This window comes from Paenibacillus sp. UASWS1643 (assembly GCF_008693195.1).
GTDB lineage: Bacteria > Bacillota > Bacilli > Paenibacillales > Paenibacillaceae > Paenibacillus > Paenibacillus amylolyticus_B.
In genome coordinates this window covers 58,871-78,409 of sequence record NZ_VXKZ01000115.1, presented here as the reverse complement: position 1 = coordinate 78,409, position 19,539 = coordinate 58,871, and the positions used below count along the sequence as shown (strand labels likewise).

Here is a 19,539-nt window from a genome sequence, read left to right as displayed (position 1 = left end):
GTCACACAGATGAATTGTGCTACAGTTTCTGAATTTGTTCATAATAAATGTTCATCTGCAAGAAGCTCATACCGACCAATGGTATGACCAGGTACAAAAAAATTAGGGCATACATAGGAGTAAATCCGATGGTTCTCCCCCATGATGCTTTGACATCAATCATTTTGCTGTACTCCTGCTTACGTTGTTCAAAATAAAATGCCATCATGCTCTCAAGATCATCGAAGGCTTCACGTATTGATATTTTGCCAAGGGCAAGCTGTAATTTATCAACCAGGCGCTGGAACTCGGGCAAGCCCGCCTCTTCCTTTAATTGTTCAAGTGCAAGCTCTGGCCCATGTTCAAAATGCAACAAACATTTTTGTAGCGGACGCTTGAAAATGACGGCAAATCGATTAAGCCATTCCAATATCTCCTCGACTGACATTCGGTCCATCTCACGTAGAATGGAAATCACTGTCTGGAATTGATAGATTTCATGTCGCATATCCAACCTTCGCATTTTCCGTTGAAATAACATGAGCCATACCGGCATGTAATACCCTGCTACACCCATAAGAATGGCTATAATCATTTCCCACCAGCGTACATATTGCTTGTTGTACACCTCAAGTTTCTGCATAATGCGCGTGATGGTCTCATTCTGGGTATCATGGTCTAACTGAACTGGAGATAACTGCTGTAACGCTTTGGAGACTTCTTCGTATGTAGCTCCTCGGTTCATTTCTACACTTGCTAACACAGATTGATCCAACGCTGTTTTTTCCTCAGCTTTCCTGAGATCCGCTTCAGCCATTGCACCAAACATTCGATCATCGCGGATTGGATCATACAAGATGTGGTTACGTTCAACCTGGTGCAACAGCAAGATGCAACCCATTGTAAGGACCAAACAACCTGCGAATAACATCACTCGTCGAATGGCAAGCCATTCGTATTTCAACTCTGAGCTGCTCTCCCTCATGAGCCGTATCGTTTGACTGTACTGTGCACTGCCAGGTTTTGCTGCAAACAACATCGCCAATTTCCGTATGAAGATTTGCTTGTACAGTAACTGATCCAACCATGAATGCTTATGCCCTGAGCGGTAACGGGTCTCATCGTATTGCTGGAGCCTTTGCAGAAGCAAATAAGCAAGGATAATGATGACATAGATCGATATTTTGGTAACAAAACCGGTTTTGCTGCGATAAAATTCATCCATCGTTGGGAAACTGACTCTGGCCCAGCGTTCGATTGGAGCGGTGAATAATACCGGAGCTAGCGAGATGATATTAAGGCCTTTGAGCAGGTAATCCAATTTATCACGCCGCAAAATCTCCAGATGAATCTCCTGAGTCAGGTTACCAAGTCCTTTAAGATAAATAGAGCCTTGTGCTCTGTCCTTATCCCCAAACTCCATAACCATGTAGGAAACGCCGGCAAATCCTTTGAGAAAACGGTTGGGAGCCACTTCATAATAACGCTCAAGTGCTTCATTCGGATCTGGAGAAGTCAGAGCTTCGTAGATCAGTCTTACTTGTTCTGCTGCTTCTCCTGTACCTGCTTCAGCGGCTTCATAGAGCGCTTCCTCAACCATGCCATGCTGGTGATACCGATGCCTTACATCTGCAAAGAGATCCAACATCTGCACCAGCAACCTTTTTTCCATACGACTGAGGCACATATCCAATACCAGGCTGTTTAGTACCACAGCACAGAGTACGGAAAGTATTACAAAAGCGATACCCGGCTGCAGAAGAAACAGAATGACACTTATGCCTCCATAACCTCCAAGAATAATCAGAACCACTGTCATCGTCAGCCTGCGAAGTGAAGGCTCATCCCCAACATGGCGGAATGAAATACGTTTCTGCACCTGTAGAATATAAGCTGATAGCAGTGGCACTTTCATTCCAAGACGGTAGGACTGCAACAAGATTGATCCCAGTCCCTTGAATCCCTTCCCGCTAGAAGCAAAAATCACGCCGGATTGACTTGTTGAACCACCTCCTCTGTGACGTAACATACTTAAAACCAGAAGTGTGATCAGCAAACCTCCTGCACAAATACTTAATACGAGGAGCAAGATCCATTTAATTGTCATGCTGATCACCCCAGTGTTGCTTCATAAACTGTTCAAATTTCTCAGCATCCTGTAATGTCATCTGTTCTCGCATATCCACCATGCTTCCAGAGGAAATTGGAGCTGTTGCAACATACGCTCCATTTCTGTACTCCACAACATTACGAAATGCAAAACCTGCCCTCTCTTCCACACTGTCACCTTGATTCGCACGAGGAAGACACTCCGTAATTCGTTCGATATATCTGCGTCCCTCAGCATCTTTCTTCATATGAACATCGAAGTTAATTACACTCACAACCTGCTCCTCAGCAATATGCTCATGCTGGAACATACCTGTCTTGAGCAAGGAATTACGGAGGGAGAAGACCAGATCACGAAACGTTTTGGCATGGTGGGTAAACAGGGTGAACAGACTGGCAACCTGAGACATTTGAATCATCCATGCGGCCACCTCATCACTCGCAACCTCACCGAGAATATTGACGGTACCATCCGTTTTTTTCTGCAAATCAAGCCCTTGTTGACCTGAAATGTGTTCGGTCTCTCGGAAACTCAAAATATTACGTCGGCTATAGATCCGTCTTAATTGAAGTTCAAACGCCATCTCCTGCACCCGAAGGGTGTACGATGCATAGATGTGTTTGACCATAGCCATAAGCAACGTTGTTTTACCAGAACCCTGTGCCCCGGTTACAGCTGTGATCCGGCTTCCTTTCATCAGGAATTGAAGTAATGTGATTGGCATATCTGCGTTGTTACCCGTAATCAATTGTTCAAGTGAAGCATTCGGAATATCGAACTTCCGGACGAAGAACGCCCACGATTCTGCAAAAGGAGGTCTAACAACTACGACACGGGAGCCGTCTTTCATCTCGTTCACCTTGTAGCCACTTGCTTCCGACAACTGTCCGGGATAATTGTATTTGTATATATTCTGGCATACCCTTTTCAGTTCACGAATACTGCCGAAGGACAGAAAGGATAGATGAATGGACTTACCTTTATAGAAAATCCAGACACTTTCCATGCCGCTAAGCGGTTCTTCATGTGCATCATCCCCCAGTCCTTGCTCCAGCAAATCATTCCATGATGCCGGTTTTCGAAGTCCCATATTATGAACAGCATCAAGCATACCGCTGACACCACCACTAACACCGTCAATACGCTGGTCCCTTATCTCATCAACAACCGAGAAACCTTTATAATGCTGGTAGATACGTTGCACGATAATATCCGTCTTTTCTCTGAATCCAAGCTCTCGATATTCGCACTCGAAAACATACTGAATATCCTCCTCAGAGATATAATAACTTCCTCCATCGTCCGTACCTTTCTCCATTCTCAGTCTGCCAAGATCGTAGGTATCAATCATGCGGGAGAGTGCATCCATACCGAATTGCTGTCGGTACAGATAAAACACAATTTCGAATCGGTCCTGGATCGTCAACAAATCTTGTTCTGCAAACAAAATAACTTCATCTACATTTGATTTGTTCAGCCCTACGCTTCGGGTCAGAAGATCCCCTATCAGATTTTTGACATACGTTTTGTCGCTGATACTGCCTGAGACACAGCCCTTCAGTGCTTTTCTCATCTCGGCACGTTGATTAATTCTTCGACGATATTCTTCTTCATGCAGACCCGCATCCGCGAGCTGACTATGACTAAGCTCATGAAGTGAGTTCTTCACCTTCTCAATCAACATGTCAATCGTGAATGATTCCTGTTCAGGAACACGAGCATTCTTTTCACGAAGAAACGTTTTATGCTTGAACCAGATATAAGTCAGGCACAGAATCAAAATCAAACTTATCCATATGGTATTCCAGAGCATCGGAGGTTCAGGCTCCCCTTTCCAGCCTCTTCAGAACTGTGCGCATACCTGCACCGTCCATAATCAGGCGAGCGAGTTCGCTCATACTTGCAGCAAAGCTCCCTTTACGAATATCCTTATCCTCAGTCAAACTTTCCAACTGCAAGTATCTAGCGACATCTCGCCGATTCATTGCATCCAGGTATCCGGTTGTGTACGGTATCGCAGATATCGTACCTTTGTATTTGAACTGGCGCCGAATATTGGAAAGCGTTGCACGGGAATGCAAATCGTATTTGTTAATTACAACATGTATATTCTTATTGTTCATTCGTTCTGGCAGGATCTCTTCAAAGAACAACTCCAGATTTCGCATATTTTGATCGAGATTAATTACAACATAGTCCGCCTGTTGCAGCTTGAGCTGTGAATCGACACCAGCATGATGCGCATCCAGAAGAACCAGATCATAATACTCGTTAGCTACTTTCAGCAGCTTTTTCACAGTCTCATCATGTTCCTGCGGGGAACGTTCCATCTCATCAGTTCTTCCGGTTAGGAAATCAAGTCTTTCCTTCAGAAGTGGCTTGGTATAATCCCTGAGATTGTGCTTATTCAGGCTTCCGCTCGAATGCAGCCGTTCAATCGCATCCCAGCCACCCTCTTCGAAGGAGAACATAAAATCCGCAGAATCCGTATCTTTGGACGGTAGAGCAGCTTCTGTGCCAGTTCCGGCAATGCCTGCATTAACAAGTAACACTCTTGTCCTGTAGTGAAGCGACATCGCATAAGCACTAATTAACGTGCTCGAAGTGCAACCTGTTCCTGCAAAAGGGCTCCAAAAGGTAATGGTGCTCATGCTCTCATCCTCTCTGCTTCCTTCATCGCACGACGACTACGAACACTTTCCCAACCTGTTAACTGCTCGACCACGCGACACAACGATTTTTTGTAATTTCGTGACAAAGGTCCAATATGAACTCGGCGATGATGCTCATTCTCAAGCTTAACCGCAGCTGTTAACTCATCCCACGGAAGCACTAAGGATTCTCCTGTCCATGCAAACGGACTGCCCTCCAGATACGCCCACAGATAACGAGCTTCAAGCTTGCAGTCAACCCCGTTAATTAAGATCCGCTGAAATGACAGCTCACCAGGTAATGATTGTTCTTCAAGCAACCGCTTCAACCAGCCCTTGCCACGTTCCAGATTGTAACGCTCATAATCACTCACCCAGACTCTTACATCGGCATTCAGCCATAGATTACGGGAAGCAAAGTGTGAGGTCTCCATGTCATATAACACATAGTCATAACTGTCCAATCGCTCTCCATTTACTTCAAGATGATTCTCTACAGCTGCTGAAGTGACAAAATGACAAGCGATATCAAATCCTTCAAATTCCGTAATTCGCAAAGACTGCTGAATATCACCTACGCCGTACCCATACTTCTGTTGTATGGTTCCATCTACGAGCAAGACCTTGTTGCCTGTCGAAGCCAGTATCTTGCAAAGATACAACATCAGATCATTCTTCTCACATAAACCCGCAAAGATCCACGTATGCATAGATGTTACAACTCCTTTCTTTTTCTCAAACTCTCTGTTATCTGAATTATTCTAAAATAAACCTCGGATTTCGCTCTATTCTCCACCCGTTAGCAAGCTCTGTTGTTCTGTTTGTGAAGCTTCAGCAGGATCATTCACGCTTCCAGAATTAGCTCCTGCTCCGTTTCCTGAACCATCATTCCACATCACTCCATCCGACGTGGCCGGATTATTGGCTGATGGACGACTGTTATAGGTAACTGAGGATTGTGCCACATCCTGTTCAACCCCTTTTGACGGTGCTGTCATGGAGGCGGCCAGTGAACTTTCAAGCGAACTTCGCACCTGTCTGGATAACTCCTGTTCGGCTCGTCGAACAATATTAGGATCACTCTCCAGCAGTTTTAACACTTCTGAATTGGCGGGATACGTCGCGATTGCAGGTGTCTGAAACTGTGGTTCTACATAGGTTAAGGCATAGATTGAAGCTTTATGTAAATAGGCATCTACAATTGCACTTGAGAGTGACAGAATCTCTTCCTCCGTCATCGTAATCCATAAGGTAGCTGCATTGAGTCGTTCCACTTTTTTCTTCGATAAGAGAACATAGTCTTGTCCGGTAGGGAATTGGATACGAACATCAATAATATCTCCCTTAACAAGTGAGGACGGCAGTAATACAACTTGCAGCTCTCGATTTCTTAAATCGGGCGGAGCCGGTGCATCCTCATACACCATCTCGGTGGTAATGGCTGTTCCTTTTTTCAACTCTATTTTGGCCACTTGGCCGTCGATCTGCTTGGAACTAGACCAGAGATTTCGCGGTGCTTGCGCATCCGGAACAGCAATGAGCTTCAGATCCTCCGGTAATATCGGTTCACCTGCTTCAATATCCCGAATCGTAACCCATCCTTGTGCTCCCGAATCCCATTGTTGCTTTAACTCAGCTTCCTTTTCCTCATATGCCGATAAATAACGGGCTTCTACAGCTGACCTGACATCCCCCATCGTTTTGACATTGTAAATAACATATCCTCCGAACACCAATCCTACAGCTCCTGCTCCGATAAGTCCGGCATAGATCAGTTGACGGCTTTGTTTTCTTAATTTAGACAAAAGAGGCTCTCCTTTCGTAATCTCTTCTAATCATGTACTTTCCTTCGTGTAAAGAACGACCGTTTCTTGGGTTGTTGTGACATCATATGCATTAAAATATGTGAAAACACTTTATCCATCTGTGCGTCCTTGTCAAAAGGGTCGATATGTAACGGCAGACTATATACACTCGATGTATCCAGAATTTTACGAATGCGCTGAACTGCTTCACTTGCTGCCAGGGGCAGACAATATATCCATTTCTCTCGTGGATACCGATGATGTGATCGAACAAAAGCACCAATCTCCGCCTGTCTCCATTCGGCACCTGAGCCTATCACAATAGGCAGATCTGCACGCAGGAATTCTTCCAGCCGGTTCTGGTCCTGACCACTACCAAGATCCATCACGATGAACTGATAACTCCCCCCAAGCAAAGACAAAATATCCGCTCGCCCGGATTGTTTCCAATAATGCACACCATCCACTGCAAACTGTCTGCCTGCTGGCACCGGTTTACCCGCTTGAGCGATTTGTTGAATTCTTGCAAAGGATTGAGAGCGAGGTGACATTTCAATCACAGCTACTTTGAAGTTTTGCCTTTCGAGATAATGACTGATAGCTATAGCCGTGTGGGTAACCCCTACACCAGATGAAGCCCCAGTCAAGGCAATAACTCTTGTTCCGCCATTCAAGGTCATGGTTGCATCTCTACCAGGCGTTATTCCACCGGGTATTCGGAGCAGTTCCTTCCGCACCTCATCGGCAGATTGGAATCGCTCCTCGGGATTATACCTTAACAGTCTTCTCGCCACAGGGATGTATGTCCGCGGAACATTACTCCGGATAGAGCTTTCTACACCCTGAGTCCATTCGCTATATGCTCCACTTGTCATAAGATACAGCAGCAATGCTCCGAGTCCATATAGATCTGAACGCGCATCGGTCTGACCCGAGCCATATTGTTCTGGAGCGGCGAAACCAGCGGTTCCCAACTTAACGGTATCTTCAGCACTTTGCGGTTTGTAACTTCTGGCGATGCCAAAATCAATTAATCTTACTTCATGTTCCGGAGTGATCATAATGTTTGATGGTTTCAGATCCCTATAGATCACAGGTGGATTCAAATTATGCAAATAACTCAACACATCCAGCAATTGAAGTACAAGCTCCGTCAACTGCTCCATCGGGATCTTCCCACGACACTGCTTGAAATACTCACTGAGCGTTAACCCGTCGATGTATTCCATCACCAAGTACGTGTACCCATCTTCATCCGGGACAAAAAAATCAACAATTTGCGGCAATCTTGGATGGCGAAGTGATGTCAGAAGAGCGGCCTCCGTCTCCATACTGCCTTCATATGGCATAATCGTTACGCTTTCTTTAATTGCCCATATCTTGCCCGGCAACTTCAGATCCTCCGCCTCGTATACATGGCTCATTCCGCCTGTTCCCAGAATGGATACGATACGATATCTACCTCCCAGCAGGCTTCCGCGTTCCAGCCTGGCCGGATGTCTCATACCAATTCCTCCTTCAATACACAACAAAAAAGGGAAAGCTTCACCGAAGTAGAACAGACCGGATATCCGGTTTTGTTCACTTCAGGATGCTTTCCCTCAGGTTTGTTATGGTTAATATTGGTATCATTATAGTACAGGCAGGAATAGATTGTAAAGCAAAAAATTTAATGTGCTTAATCCCTTAATATTTGACCATATAAAGTGTAATCTCTTCCCGGTTATGGAACAACTGCTTGGAACGTTGAATCTGCATCCGCGAACGCTCAAACGTATCAATCACATCTTTAATGAGTGCGAGCGGTTTTTTATGCAATAACTTCACGGTAACAATCGCTGTTCCCCCAGGTTGCAGACTGTATAAAAGGTCTGATACAAGTCGGCTCATCAGCTTCGGACTCCAACTCATATCACATACGAGCAGGTCGAATTCTCCTTCGCGGAAACGAACATCCCCTGCATTTTTTTTCAAGAAAGTCAGTTTGGGTGATGCCAGCAGCGTTGCGTCCATCTTCGCCGGATCTACCGCCGTTACTTCAAGCCCACGTTCAAGCAGGAAGGAGGTCCATCCACCTGGTGCTGCACCGATATCAAGTGCTTTATGAAATGAAGTAAAGTCAATGCCAAACGTTTGCTCGGCTTCAAGCAATTTGAACTTAGCACGCGAGATCTGCCCATCTTCTTTTTGAAAACGTACGGCTCCCCCGCTCCAGTCTGACAGGTTCTGTTCAGGTCTGGATACGCCAGCATACAACATATCATTCGCAGCAAATACAGAAATGACATATTCAGCATCACGTACAACCCATTCACAGCCTAGCTCATCCAGCTTTTCAGTTAGCAGTTGCTTCAATGAGGCTGCATTTTCTTGCCAAAAGGCCCCTTCTGTCTTCCGCACCTGCAGCACGACAGGGGTACCGGTCAGTTCCTTATGATTCAACACAAATGCAATCAATTTCTCAATAGACTGCTCCGAATCTTCTGTATTCTCCTGAAACTGAACAGGTTGAATATGACGTAAAAACGTTGGATACTCTGCCCACAGCTTATCTGCAACTTCTTTCTCCGCTACAGGCAGACCCGCAAGCAATATTTCTCCTGGTACGAGTACCGTGCTCTTCACCGCTCCAAACGTACGGCGCAACTCTTCCTGAGCATAAGGGGCAAAACCATGATTGGCCGTGCAGATAAAACGGGAGAAGTTGCCTTCTTCCCAAGACGATTGTGTACTCAAATTGTGTTACCCTCCAGAACGTACGCGTATCCACGGACGACCATTATCCCACTGGATATCGACCGGAACATCGTACGTATGCTTAATTGTATCTTGTGTCAAAACTTCATGCTTGGGGCCAGCTGCCGCGATACGTCCATCGCGGATCAAGGCCACATGCGTAAATAAAGGTACGATCTCTTCAACATGATGTGTTACATACACAACTGTAATGTTACGCTTGCGCAGACGATCAATCTCAGCCAGCATTTTCTCACGTTCATATAAGTCTAGTCCGGCACAAGGCTCGTCCATAATCAGCAATTTGGGCTCAGCCATTAATGAACGAGCAAGCATGACTTTTTTGCGCTCCCCTTGGGATAACGTTCCGAGCGGGTTGTTGGCCAAGTTGGCAAAGCCCATGTCATCTAACAAACTCATTGCCTTTGCTTTTACTTCATCAGGAATTGTCTGATAAAAACGCAAAAAAGCATAAGCTCCTGTAGCGACGACCTCCCATACCGGATCTCTGGGTGTGAGTTTCTCAATCAACGTTTGGCTGATATAACCGATTTCCTTACGTACTTCCCTGACGTCACATTGTCCATACAGATTACCGAGTACTTCAATACGTCCCTGGCTTGGAAACATATATCCGTTCATCATTTCCAACAACGTTGTTTTGCCAGAACCATTCCGGCCCAGAATAACCCAATGTTCGCCTTGTTCAATGTGCAAATGTACGTTATCCAAAATCTGATTCTCTTCTCGTCTAAGTGAGACATGTTCCATCGAGATTATACTCATTTCAGCACCGCCTTCCGGATCTCCGAGAGCAAATGCTCCACAGAGCTCATCCGATAAACCATTTTTGGAACATCTTGCTGCCCGTCAAATAGCATCACTGCTGGTACGCTTGAAATTTGAAATTGTTGTACAAGTTCAGGAATGTCATGAATGTTCATTTCAGATAAAATACCTTCTGGCAGCATATGCTCAACGACTTCCAACATACGCCGGGCTGCCGCACATGTCCCACATAAAGGGGTATATATAAATACAGCCTGTGGCATACCTTCCCATACGCCGCGCATTAACATTTTCGATGTAATTGGCTTCATGAACGTTCTTCTCCCGCAGCAACACGCAGCATGACCTCACCCGTCATTGGACCATTATGAATGGTTACCGAATCCGGTTTATTGCTGTATAACATCTCGTACATTTGGCGTTTTCCAAACATACTGGACGTATGCAAATAGATCTCACGTGGAAATAAACCTTCTCGTACAATGGATGCCGCAACCTCACCGCCACTCGGCGAATCCGGACCAAGCTCATAATCCAGAGACAAAATGTCCACGTCACCTTCTCTTAGCAGCATCAGGCACTCTTCTGCATTCGTTGCCAGAACAAATCCTTTCGGACATGCCCGATAGTCATCCAAAAAAACATGCATACAATCGCTCCTCTCCCCATTATAACCAGGAACGCATGAGCGCTATATCATCATGGTGCGTTCCATCTTCGCCCGTTTCTGTCTCGAGCACAACAACCGCTTTTTGGAACTCAGGCGCAGTTAACAATGCTTTCATTGATTCATCTCCGATATATCCCTGTCCGATCCTCGCATGTCTATCCTTACACGAACCAGACGCATATTTGGAATCATTAAAATGTATAGCAGCAACATTATCCCAATATCCAAGTATCCTGCCCTTATCAAGCATCGCTGCTTCGTTGCCTGACGACCACAAACCTGAAGCAAAAGCATGGCATGTGTCAAAACAAAAAGCAATATGCTCCGGATATCGGCTCAATTTGCGAATCTGTATCATTTCTTCCATTGTCGTGCCCATCGGGCCATGATCACCTGCCTGATTTTCAATCAGCACCTTCGAATGTCCATTCCAATTCTCCAAGGCGGTATCCAAACAATGAATGAGGTTCTGATAACCCTCCAGCGGATCGTTTGTTTTGATATGTCCAAAATGGACCACCGTCCCAACAGAACCGCAAGCATTTGAAATTTCAAGATCATTGCGAATAGAAGCTATTGTAGCATGAAACCCCGCCTCTCCACGGGTCATGCCCAACGCCGGATTCGTAGGATAGGGTGAATGCGCAATCGAAGCAAGCCCATGCTGTTCACACCAATCCCTGCACTGCTCAGCATCCTTGAGGTCCAGACTTTTCAGGCTGAGACTACGCGGGTTCTTCGGAAAATACTGAAACGCCGTTGCCCCCATCTCATACGCTCTCTTGGCAGCCTGAAGAAATCCACCTCTGGTGCTGACATGTGCCCCGATACCAGTTTTAGGCCTCATGCTGGCATTTCGGACAGAAGAACGCCTTCTTGCCCGTAATTTCCACTCGTTCAATTGTTCCCCCGCAGCGCGGACAAGTCTCGCCTTCCCGATCGTACACTCGACATTGCTCGTCAAAACTTCCTGTCTTCGTATCCCCTTGCATCAGTGGCATTTCCATATAGCCACCCTCAGAAGCTGCTTCACGCAACACGGACTGCATCGAATGGAACAAGCGCTCCGTCAGCTCAGGTGAAGTCGCGATGTTCTGCGTTTTGGAGCTTGGTCTCAGACCAGCAGCAAAAGCAATCTCATCCGAATAACAGTTTCCAATCCCTGCAATGATATGCTGGTTTACCAATGTCGTCTTAAGTGTACCCCGACGACCTTTCAACAGAGAAGCAAAACGTTCCACGTTCATCCGTCGATCCAATGGTTCAGGTCCAAGATCAGACATCGCCTCTTCGGTTTCTTTCGAAGTAAGCAGATGTAAATAACCCAAGCGCAGTCCGATAAAGAATAAAATGTGATCGCCAAACTGGATTTCCACTTGCGTGGAACGATCAGGGCGTTCCTCTTCCGTGCCCCAGAAAATCATACCGCCCAACATGAGGTGCAGCACCAAACGTTTACCATTAGCCAAGTGGAAAATCAAATGCTTTGCTCGGCGCTCAACAAATATGATGCGATTACCTGTAAGTTCATTGATGAACAGATCAGGCTCCGTATTTATCGTTTTATCGCGATTAATTACAACACCTGTAATCGGTAGATCAAGTATTTTCTCGGACAGCAAAGTCCGGTAATTTTCCATTTCCGGTAGTTCCGGCATCGTACATTACCCCTTTTTGGAAGCTTGGTCTGCCTCTTGCGACAGCCACTCCATCAATTTATGCAAATCTTCAAACACATGATCAGGTCGAGCCTTGGCTGCTTGTATGTGTCCATCCATATTATCCCGTGTTGTCACACCGGTAAGTACCAACAGCGTCTCACACCCTGCTGCTACTCCAGCTGCAATATCGGTTCGCATATTATCTCCGATCACTGCCACTTCATGAGACGCCAGGTTTAGCCGGCTAATGGCCGACTTCATTATAACACTCGATGGCTTGCCTATAACTGTAGGATGAACTCCGGTCGCGGCTTCAATTGCTGCTCCAATAGTCCCCGCCCCAGGTGTCAGTCCATCATCGGAAGGAAGCTGCAGATCCGGGTTGGTCATGATGAATTTTGAACCCGCATTAATCCACCTTAGCGCCTTGGTCAGTTTATGATAGGAAAATTCACGATCAATCCCCTGTATCACGTAATCTGGTGCATCTTCCGTCAGCTGAAGTCCTGCTTTTTCTATGGCTTCCAGCAGTCCTGCTTCTCCAATACATGCCACTTTTGCACCCGGGGACTCTTCAGCAACATATTCAGCAGCCGCCACAGCAGAAGTACATACTTGAGACGCGTCGGCAGGTATGCCCATCCCGTTCAGATGATCTGCCACACCTTGTGGTGTACGGGAAGAATTATTTGTTACGAATAAATACGGCTTTCCTAGCTCTTGCAGTGTTCGAATAAGCTGATCGGCTCCTTCGATACGATGTCTGCCATGATAGAGCGTACCATCCAAGTCAATCAGATAGGCCTTAATCACACACAGCACTTCCTTTCTTCATTCCATTAACGTTTCATGTCCTTAATCATTTACCTCGAACTTGAACGCGAACCTATGTATTCAGGAAAAAATAATGGCCTGCTGACATATGCACGCAACAAGTCGAACCGGATCGAACACCGACGGTTTAACTCGCGCGTCTTCTGTACAAGCTTGTCATTTCCTGCGCTTTCCCGGAAAATAATTTGAATCATTTCCCTCTTCATATTGCCCATCCTACACGCTTTCTGACCAGATTGCAAAAGGGACCGCGGGAGTTCCTCTCCCTCAGTCCCGTGCAATTACCCGGATCTTTATATGACGTGTTTAACCGTGCACTAGTTCGCAATCAGGTTTAAGATTCTTGCTTGCGATGCACGACAGGAATAAGCTGGTGTTCGTTTGCAAGTCTGGTATTCGGGAATACGGATTGCGCCTCTTCCAAAAGTGGCTGAAGTTGATCCTCGTCCTTATAGCGTGAACTGAAGTGAGTCATAATTAGTTGCCCTACATTGGCTGCTCTAGCCGCTTCTGCCGCTTGTTTAGAAGTACTATGATAGTACTCATGCGCTGTATCGGCCAAATCATGCATGAATGTAGCTTCATGCACAAGTACATCTGCATTAATGGAAAGTGGCTGTACGTTGTCACATGGACGTGTATCACCTAATATAGTGATCACCATACCTCGTTTTGGCGCTCCCAATACATTTTCTGGACGAAGCGAATCACCGTTATCCAGCGTAATGGTTTCTCCACGTTTCAACCGGCCGAACAATGGGCCTGGTTTCAAACCGTATTCCGCCAGTTTGGCTGGGTCCAGGCTTCCTGGACGATCTTTTTCCGTAATACGGTATCCATAGCTGTCAATCCGATGCTCAAGCAAAGCAGCTTCCACGATAAAACTGTCATCCTCAAATAGGACGCCGCCCGTATGTTCGACGATATTCAAATCATAGTTAACTCGGGATTGGCTAAGCTCCATTGTTGTACTGATCATTCGTTCCGTACCTGGCGGACCATATACGGTTAATGGTGTGGTGCCACCTTGATAGGCTCTGCTCGAAAGCAGTCCTGGAAGTCCAAATACATGATCACCATGCAGGTGAGTAATGAATATTTTCTCCAATTTGCTCAGTTTAAGCGGAGAACTTAAAATCTGGTGCTGCGTTCCTTCCCCGCAGTCAAACAACCACAAAGCTCTGCGCTCATCCAACATGCGTAGCCCAATGGAAGTTACATTCCGTTGAAGCGTAGGTACACCAGCATTAGTTCCCAGGAAATATAGTTCCATTCTGGATCGCACCTCTTTCTGTTGCCAGCAAAAAACCTCCGACAATGCGGAGGGCTTTGCCTGACACTCTACTGAATTTATGCCTTCTCTACATTAAAATACTTAGCTTGCGGATGGCTAAATACCATCGCTGATACGGAAGCTTCAGGTTCCATCATGAAACCTTCCGTCAATTCCACACCGATATCCTCAGGCTGTAGTAACTTGAACAGCGGCCCTTGGTCTTCCAGATCCGGACAAGCCGGATATCCAAAAGATACCCTGATCCCTTGATAACGTGCACCGTGACGTTGCTTCATGGTCATCTGGGCAGAATCCGGGAATCCCCATATATCTCTCATCATATGATGCACACGCTCAGCTAATCCCTCTGCTACTTCGAGCGCTACGGATTGCAGAGCATGCGAGCGAAGATAATCCCCTTGATCTTTCCACGCCGTCGATAGTTCACGCACACCGTGTCCGGCAGTAACTACCATGAAACCAACGTAATCCATTTGACCGGATTCAACAGGTTTCAGGAAGTCGGACAGGCACAGGAACGGCTCGACTTTTTGACGTGGGAACGTAAATGTATGCAAAATATTGCTCGTGTCCTTTGGATCATAGATGATAATGCTGTTACCACTGGACTGAGCAGGGAAGAAACGATACATGGCATGTGCCTGAATAATCCCGTCACGAACAGCCTCTTGCATAATATCATCCACGACTGCTTTCAGGTCGGTAGCCTTCTTATCTCCTGAAGCAAGCAGTTGTTCAACTGAACCGCGCAACCCCAGATGGTGTCCAAGCAACATCTGCATGTTCACGTAGGGCAGGATGTGTGATAACGGATAGTTACGCATCGTATGCCGCTCCAGATCAGGAGGGACAAGAACAGGATTATCTACAGCAATATCCGAACGCTCCACTCGTGTAAGCTCTGGAAGAGCCTGAACAGCTACAGCACTTGAAGCATCAGCTTCTTTTTCTGCTTCCATCTCCAGTTGCATCGCTTCACGTGAAACGGGGTTCATCAATTTGTTCGCCAGATCCAGACCGTCCATCGCGTCTTTAGCGTATACAACCATTCCGTTATATTCAGGACGAATACGATTTTTGGTGAATTTACGTGTTAGCGCCGCTCCACCAACCATAATAGGCACATCAATACCTGCTGTTCGCAAATCCTGAGCGGTAAGAATCATCTGTTGCGCTGATTTTACCAATAGCCCCGAGAGGCCGATAGCATCGACTTTTTCTTCTCGGTACGCCTCAATGATACGTTCTGGTGGTACTTTTATACCCAAATTAATGATCTGGTAACCGTTATTGGACAGGATGATCTCAACCAGGTTTTTACCGATGTCATGCACATCGCCCTTGACAGTGGCCAGAATGATCTTGCCTTTAACCGAAGTCTCGTTTTTCTCCATGAATTGCTCCAGATATGCTACAGAAGCCTTCATAACCTCCGCACTCTGCAACACCTCAGCTACAATTAACTCATTGTTGTTAAAGAGACGACCTACTTCCTCCATCCCCCGCATCAGTGGACCGTTAATCACTTGAAGTGCTGTGTATTTGGCAAGTGCCTGTTCGAGATCTGGCAGCAATCCTTCTTTACTTCCTTCTACTACATATGAAGCGAGACGCTCTTCTAATGAAAGGTTCGAGATTTTTTCCTTCTTCTCAACCTTCTTGTTACGGAACGCCGCTACGAACGCTGCCAAAGTTTCATCATTTGTGTTATATAAAAGCTCTTCCGAGAGCCTGCGTTCTTCTTCTGGAATGGACGCATAACGCTCCAGTTTCTCTGTGTTCACGATGGCATAGTCGAGACCTGCTTTGGTACATTCATACAAGAATACAGAGTTCAGCACTTCACGACCTGCTTCAGGCAGTCCGAATGAAATGTTACTGATCCCGAGTATCGTATGACATTCAGGCATCGCTTCCTTAATCACTCTTATACCTTCAATAGTTTCTTTGGCTGAACCGATGTACTGTTCATCTCCCGTACCAACCGGGAACACCAACGTATCGAAAATGAGGTCTTCTGGTTTGAGACCATATTTGTTCACCAGCAAATCGTAAGAGCGCTTCGCTACGTCAAGCTTGTCTTCCCGACTAATCGCCTGACCCCGTTCGTCAATCGTTCCGACAACAACCGCACCACCATATTTATGAAGCAACGGCGTAATCAGCTCAAATTTCTCTTCGCCATCCTCAAGGTTAATGGAGTTAATTATCGCTTTACCTTGTGAGTACTGAAGGGCCAGATCAATTACTGAAGCATCTGTCGTATCAATCATGAGAGGAACCTTAACTTTTTTCACAACAAGTTCAAGGAACTTCACCATGTCTTCAGACTCTTCGCGGTCTGGGTCTTGTACACAAACGTCAACAATGTGCGCTCCATTTTTCACTTGAGCACGAGCAATTTCCGAAGCTTCTTCATATTTACCTTCTACAATGAGTCGTTTGAATTTCCGTGATCCCAGCACGTTCGTACGCTCACCAACCATGTATGGACGATTGTCCTGTTCAATGTAGATTGGTTCTATACCAGACAATGCCGGTGGATGTGTTCCGTTCATTTCTCTTGGGGGGTACTGGGCAAGTGTATCGCGCATCGCCCGAATATGTGCAGGGGTTGTCCCGCAACATCCGCCAGCAATATTCAACCAGCCCTGTTCGGCAAAAGCACCAATCTTCTGTGCAAGCGAGTCTGGTGACTCATGGTAATTACCGTTCTCATCCGGAAGACCCGCGTTCGGGTAACAACTAACGGCAACCGATGCCATTCCGGAAAGCGAGCGAATGTGATCACGCATGAACTCAGGACCTGTAGCACAGTTTAGTCCTACCGAAATTGGGTTAAGGTGTTCTAAGGATATATAAAAGGATTCGATGTTCTGACCCGCAAGAGTCGTTCCCATCGGTTCTATCGTTCCTGATATCATCAGGGGCAGTGTAACACCACTCTGTTCGAAGGCCTGCTGAATTCCAATGCTGCCTGCTTTTACATTGAGGGTATCCTGTGAGGTTTCGAGTAGTAGCGCATCAACGCCTCCCTCTATTAAAGCAAGCGCTTGCTCCAAATAACTGTCGATAAGTTCCTGGAAGGTTACTCCCCCAGTTACAGACAGTGTTTTGGTTGTTGGTCCCATCGCACCTACCACATAACGTGGAGATTCCGGTGTAGAGAAACGATCAACCGCAGCTTTCGCAATTCTGGCTGCTTCCAGGTTGATCTCACGTGCCCGATCCTGAATATCGTATTCAGCAAGCACAACGGATGTGGCACCAAATGTATTGGTTTCAATTAAGTCGGCGCCAGCCTCCAGATATTCTTCATGAATGCGCTGGATGAGCTCTGGACGAGTAAGCACCAACATTTCATTACATCCATCCAAATCATCGCCGCCAAAATCTTCGCCAGTCAGATCAACTTGTTGAATCATGGTCCCCATTGCACCGTCGAGGATTAATATTCGTTGTTTTAATGCATCGTGTAGACTAATCTTATCCAATATCTTCACCCCCGCAAAACGTTAAATCTTAGTTTAACAGAAACTAACTTAATGTGAAAGATCGGGTTTGGTCCCGAAAGATGGCGGGTTTGCACGAATATGAACGGAATTTGAGAATCGACAAAAACAAAGCAATCCGATATAATTCAATTAAACCAAGTGGAAAAGAGGGAAAGAACATGGCTGAAATTGTTATCCGAAATACGAACGAACGCATCACTGGTGACGAAAATGTTCGAAATTTCTTGAACAAATACGAAGTATTATATGAGAAGTGGGACGCATCCAAACTGAACACTGATCTGCAAAATAACTTTGGATTAACTGATGAACAGAAAACCGAGGTTTTGGAAACTTACGATTATGAAATCAGAGATTTGGCTGCACGTCGCGGATACCAGATCTGGGATGTCATCACGCTGTCCGAACAAACACCAGATATCGAAGAAAAGCTGGCCAAGTTCGAAGAGATCCACACCCACGCTGAAGATGAGATCCGTGCAATTGTTGCTGGTAAAGGAATCTTTGTTATCAAAGCTACAGATGATGTGGGTTACTTTAATGTAGAACTGTCTCCTGGAGACGTCATCTCTGTACCTGAGAATACACCGCACTTCTTCACCTTAATGGAGAACAAACAAATTATCGCTGTACGTCTGTTCATCGAAAAAGATGGCTGGATTGCAGATCCATACCCTGATCCTACATTTATCAAACAAGCCTAACACTCTCGTGTTACGATTTGCTTAACCAAAACCCCTGTTCAATTGAACAGGGGTTTTCGCATATGCATATGGAGAGTATTATACAACATCAGTGCATTATATAAAATAATGCGGGTATTTCGCCTTAATCGATTCCTGTTCAATAACAACCAGTCTAAGATGAGCTTCCATCACGTGAACAGCTTGATCGGTTTGACGCTCTGTGATAAGCCGATATATCTCTTTGTGCTGGGAGATAATGACCTCCAGGTTGGAGTCCTCCGCTAGACGTAATAAACGCAACCGATTAAACGGAATATTCAGTTGTTGCAACATTTTCCACGTCCTCAGCTTACCCGTGCCCTGGAACAAAATCTGATGAAACTCTTCATCCAGTTCAAAAAGCCGATAGAAATTGTTTTTTCCTATACAGACTTCCTGCATTGCAATGTTGGTTTCAAGTCGAAATCTGAACTCTTCAGGAAAAGAAACACAAGCCAAAGTTACGATTTCCTTCTCCATCTTCTCCCGCATAAACCTGCCTTCTTCCACATGCTCCAGATTAATGTGAGAGACGATCGTTCCACTCTGGGGTATAATGTCCAGCAGTTCTTCTTCAGCAAGCTTCATGAATGCTTCTCTAACGGGTGTTCTGCTCACCTGCAGTTCATCTGCAATCTCTTTCTCTGAAATCTTGGTACCTGGCTTAAGTTCCAGGTGAAGAATTCGTTCTTTTAATAGGTTATATGAATATGCCCGGGTCGAGCCTCTAATTTTTTGATTAAGTGACATGCCTAGACCTCTTTCTA

Annotated in this window: 17 protein-coding genes; 1 reads left to right on the top strand and 16 read right to left on the bottom strand. The window is 45.8% G+C overall.

Going from position 1 to position 19,539, the window contains the following annotated elements:
* Positions 1 to 19: 19 nt before the first annotated feature.
* The 15 genes from FE296_RS24985 to metH form a co-directional block, all read right to left on the bottom strand.
* Positions 20 to 2,086, bottom strand: coding sequence for a hypothetical protein (locus tag FE296_RS24985; RefSeq protein ID WP_150366707.1), 2,067 nt, complete (start codon positions 2,084 to 2,086; stop codon positions 20 to 22).
* Entirely contained in the window at positions 2,076 to 3,902 is a 1,827-nt protein-coding gene (locus tag FE296_RS24980) for an ATPase, T2SS/T4P/T4SS family (RefSeq protein ID WP_150366706.1), read from the bottom strand. Before FE296_RS24980 ends, FE296_RS24985 begins: the two co-directional genes overlap by 11 nt.
* Before the next feature lie 7 nt (positions 3,903 to 3,909).
* Positions 3,910 to 4,740, bottom strand: a complete 831-nt coding sequence (locus FE296_RS24975; RefSeq protein WP_150366705.1) for a CpaE/TadZ family protein — start codon at positions 4,738 to 4,740, stop codon at positions 3,910 to 3,912.
* The gene (locus FE296_RS24970; protein ID WP_150366704.1) at positions 4,737 to 5,450 is read right to left on the bottom strand and encodes a hypothetical protein; all 714 of its coding nucleotides are present in this window, start codon (positions 5,448 to 5,450) and stop codon (positions 4,737 to 4,739) included. The genes FE296_RS24975 and FE296_RS24970 overlap by 4 nt, the downstream gene beginning before the upstream one ends.
* A gap of 75 nt (positions 5,451 to 5,525) precedes the next feature.
* Positions 5,526 to 6,545, bottom strand: a complete 1,020-nt coding sequence (locus tag FE296_RS24965; protein ID WP_150366703.1) for an SAF domain-containing protein — start codon at positions 6,543 to 6,545, stop codon at positions 5,526 to 5,528.
* Positions 6,546 to 6,571: 26 nt separating this feature from the next.
* On the bottom strand, positions 6,572 to 8,050 hold the full coding sequence (locus FE296_RS24960) for a serine/threonine protein kinase (RefSeq protein ID WP_150366702.1): 1,479 nt from the start codon (positions 8,048 to 8,050) through the stop codon (positions 6,572 to 6,574).
* Between the two features lie 181 nt (positions 8,051 to 8,231).
* Positions 8,232 to 9,281, bottom strand: a complete 1,050-nt coding sequence (locus FE296_RS24955) for an SAM-dependent methyltransferase (RefSeq protein ID WP_124115276.1) — start codon at positions 9,279 to 9,281, stop codon at positions 8,232 to 8,234.
* 6 nt (positions 9,282 to 9,287) lie between these two features.
* The gene (locus FE296_RS24950) at positions 9,288 to 10,067 is read right to left on the bottom strand and encodes an ABC transporter ATP-binding protein (RefSeq protein WP_411860602.1); all 780 of its coding nucleotides are present in this window, start codon (positions 10,065 to 10,067) and stop codon (positions 9,288 to 9,290) included.
* Positions 10,064 to 10,381, bottom strand: a complete 318-nt coding sequence (locus FE296_RS24945) for a thioredoxin family protein (RefSeq protein WP_062834898.1) — start codon at positions 10,379 to 10,381, stop codon at positions 10,064 to 10,066. The genes FE296_RS24950 and FE296_RS24945 overlap by 4 nt, the downstream gene beginning before the upstream one ends.
* Complete coding sequence (locus FE296_RS24940; RefSeq protein WP_150366701.1) at positions 10,378 to 10,719, bottom strand: cyclic-phosphate processing receiver domain-containing protein; 342 nt, start codon at positions 10,717 to 10,719, stop codon at positions 10,378 to 10,380. The genes FE296_RS24945 and FE296_RS24940 overlap by 4 nt, the downstream gene beginning before the upstream one ends.
* 19 nt (positions 10,720 to 10,738) lie before the next feature.
* Positions 10,739 to 11,587, bottom strand: coding sequence for a deoxyribonuclease IV (locus tag FE296_RS24935; RefSeq protein WP_150366700.1), 849 nt, complete (start codon positions 11,585 to 11,587; stop codon positions 10,739 to 10,741).
* On the bottom strand, positions 11,577 to 12,398 hold the full coding sequence (locus FE296_RS24930; RefSeq protein ID WP_124115279.1) for an Fpg/Nei family DNA glycosylase: 822 nt from the start codon (positions 12,396 to 12,398) through the stop codon (positions 11,577 to 11,579). The genes FE296_RS24935 and FE296_RS24930 overlap by 11 nt, the downstream gene beginning before the upstream one ends.
* A 6-nt stretch (positions 12,399 to 12,404) precedes the next feature.
* Complete coding sequence (locus FE296_RS24925) at positions 12,405 to 13,214, bottom strand: TIGR01457 family HAD-type hydrolase (protein ID WP_047843396.1); 810 nt, start codon at positions 13,212 to 13,214, stop codon at positions 12,405 to 12,407.
* A 355-nt stretch (positions 13,215 to 13,569) separates the two neighbouring features.
* Positions 13,570 to 14,508 carry a ribonuclease Z gene (gene rnz, locus FE296_RS24920; RefSeq protein ID WP_124115280.1) on the bottom strand — a complete coding sequence of 313 codons (939 nt, stop codon included), beginning with the start codon at positions 14,506 to 14,508 and terminating at the stop codon, positions 13,570 to 13,572.
* A 77-nt stretch (positions 14,509 to 14,585) separates the two neighbouring features.
* On the bottom strand, positions 14,586 to 18,026 hold the full coding sequence (metH, locus tag FE296_RS24915) for a methionine synthase (RefSeq protein WP_150366699.1): 3,441 nt from the start codon (positions 18,024 to 18,026) through the stop codon (positions 14,586 to 14,588).
* A 179-nt stretch (positions 18,027 to 18,205) separates the two neighbouring features.
* Between metH and FE296_RS24910 the strand changes: the two genes are divergently transcribed.
* Positions 18,206 to 18,751, top strand: coding sequence for a cupin domain-containing protein (locus tag FE296_RS24910; RefSeq protein ID WP_047843398.1), 546 nt, complete (start codon positions 18,206 to 18,208; stop codon positions 18,749 to 18,751).
* A gap of 96 nt (positions 18,752 to 18,847) precedes the next feature.
* On the opposite strand, the gene FE296_RS24905 is transcribed toward FE296_RS24910, so the two are convergent.
* Positions 18,848 to 19,522, bottom strand: coding sequence for a GntR family transcriptional regulator (locus tag FE296_RS24905; RefSeq protein ID WP_124115282.1), 675 nt, complete (start codon positions 19,520 to 19,522; stop codon positions 18,848 to 18,850).
* Between the last annotated feature and the right edge of the window lie 17 nt (positions 19,523 to 19,539).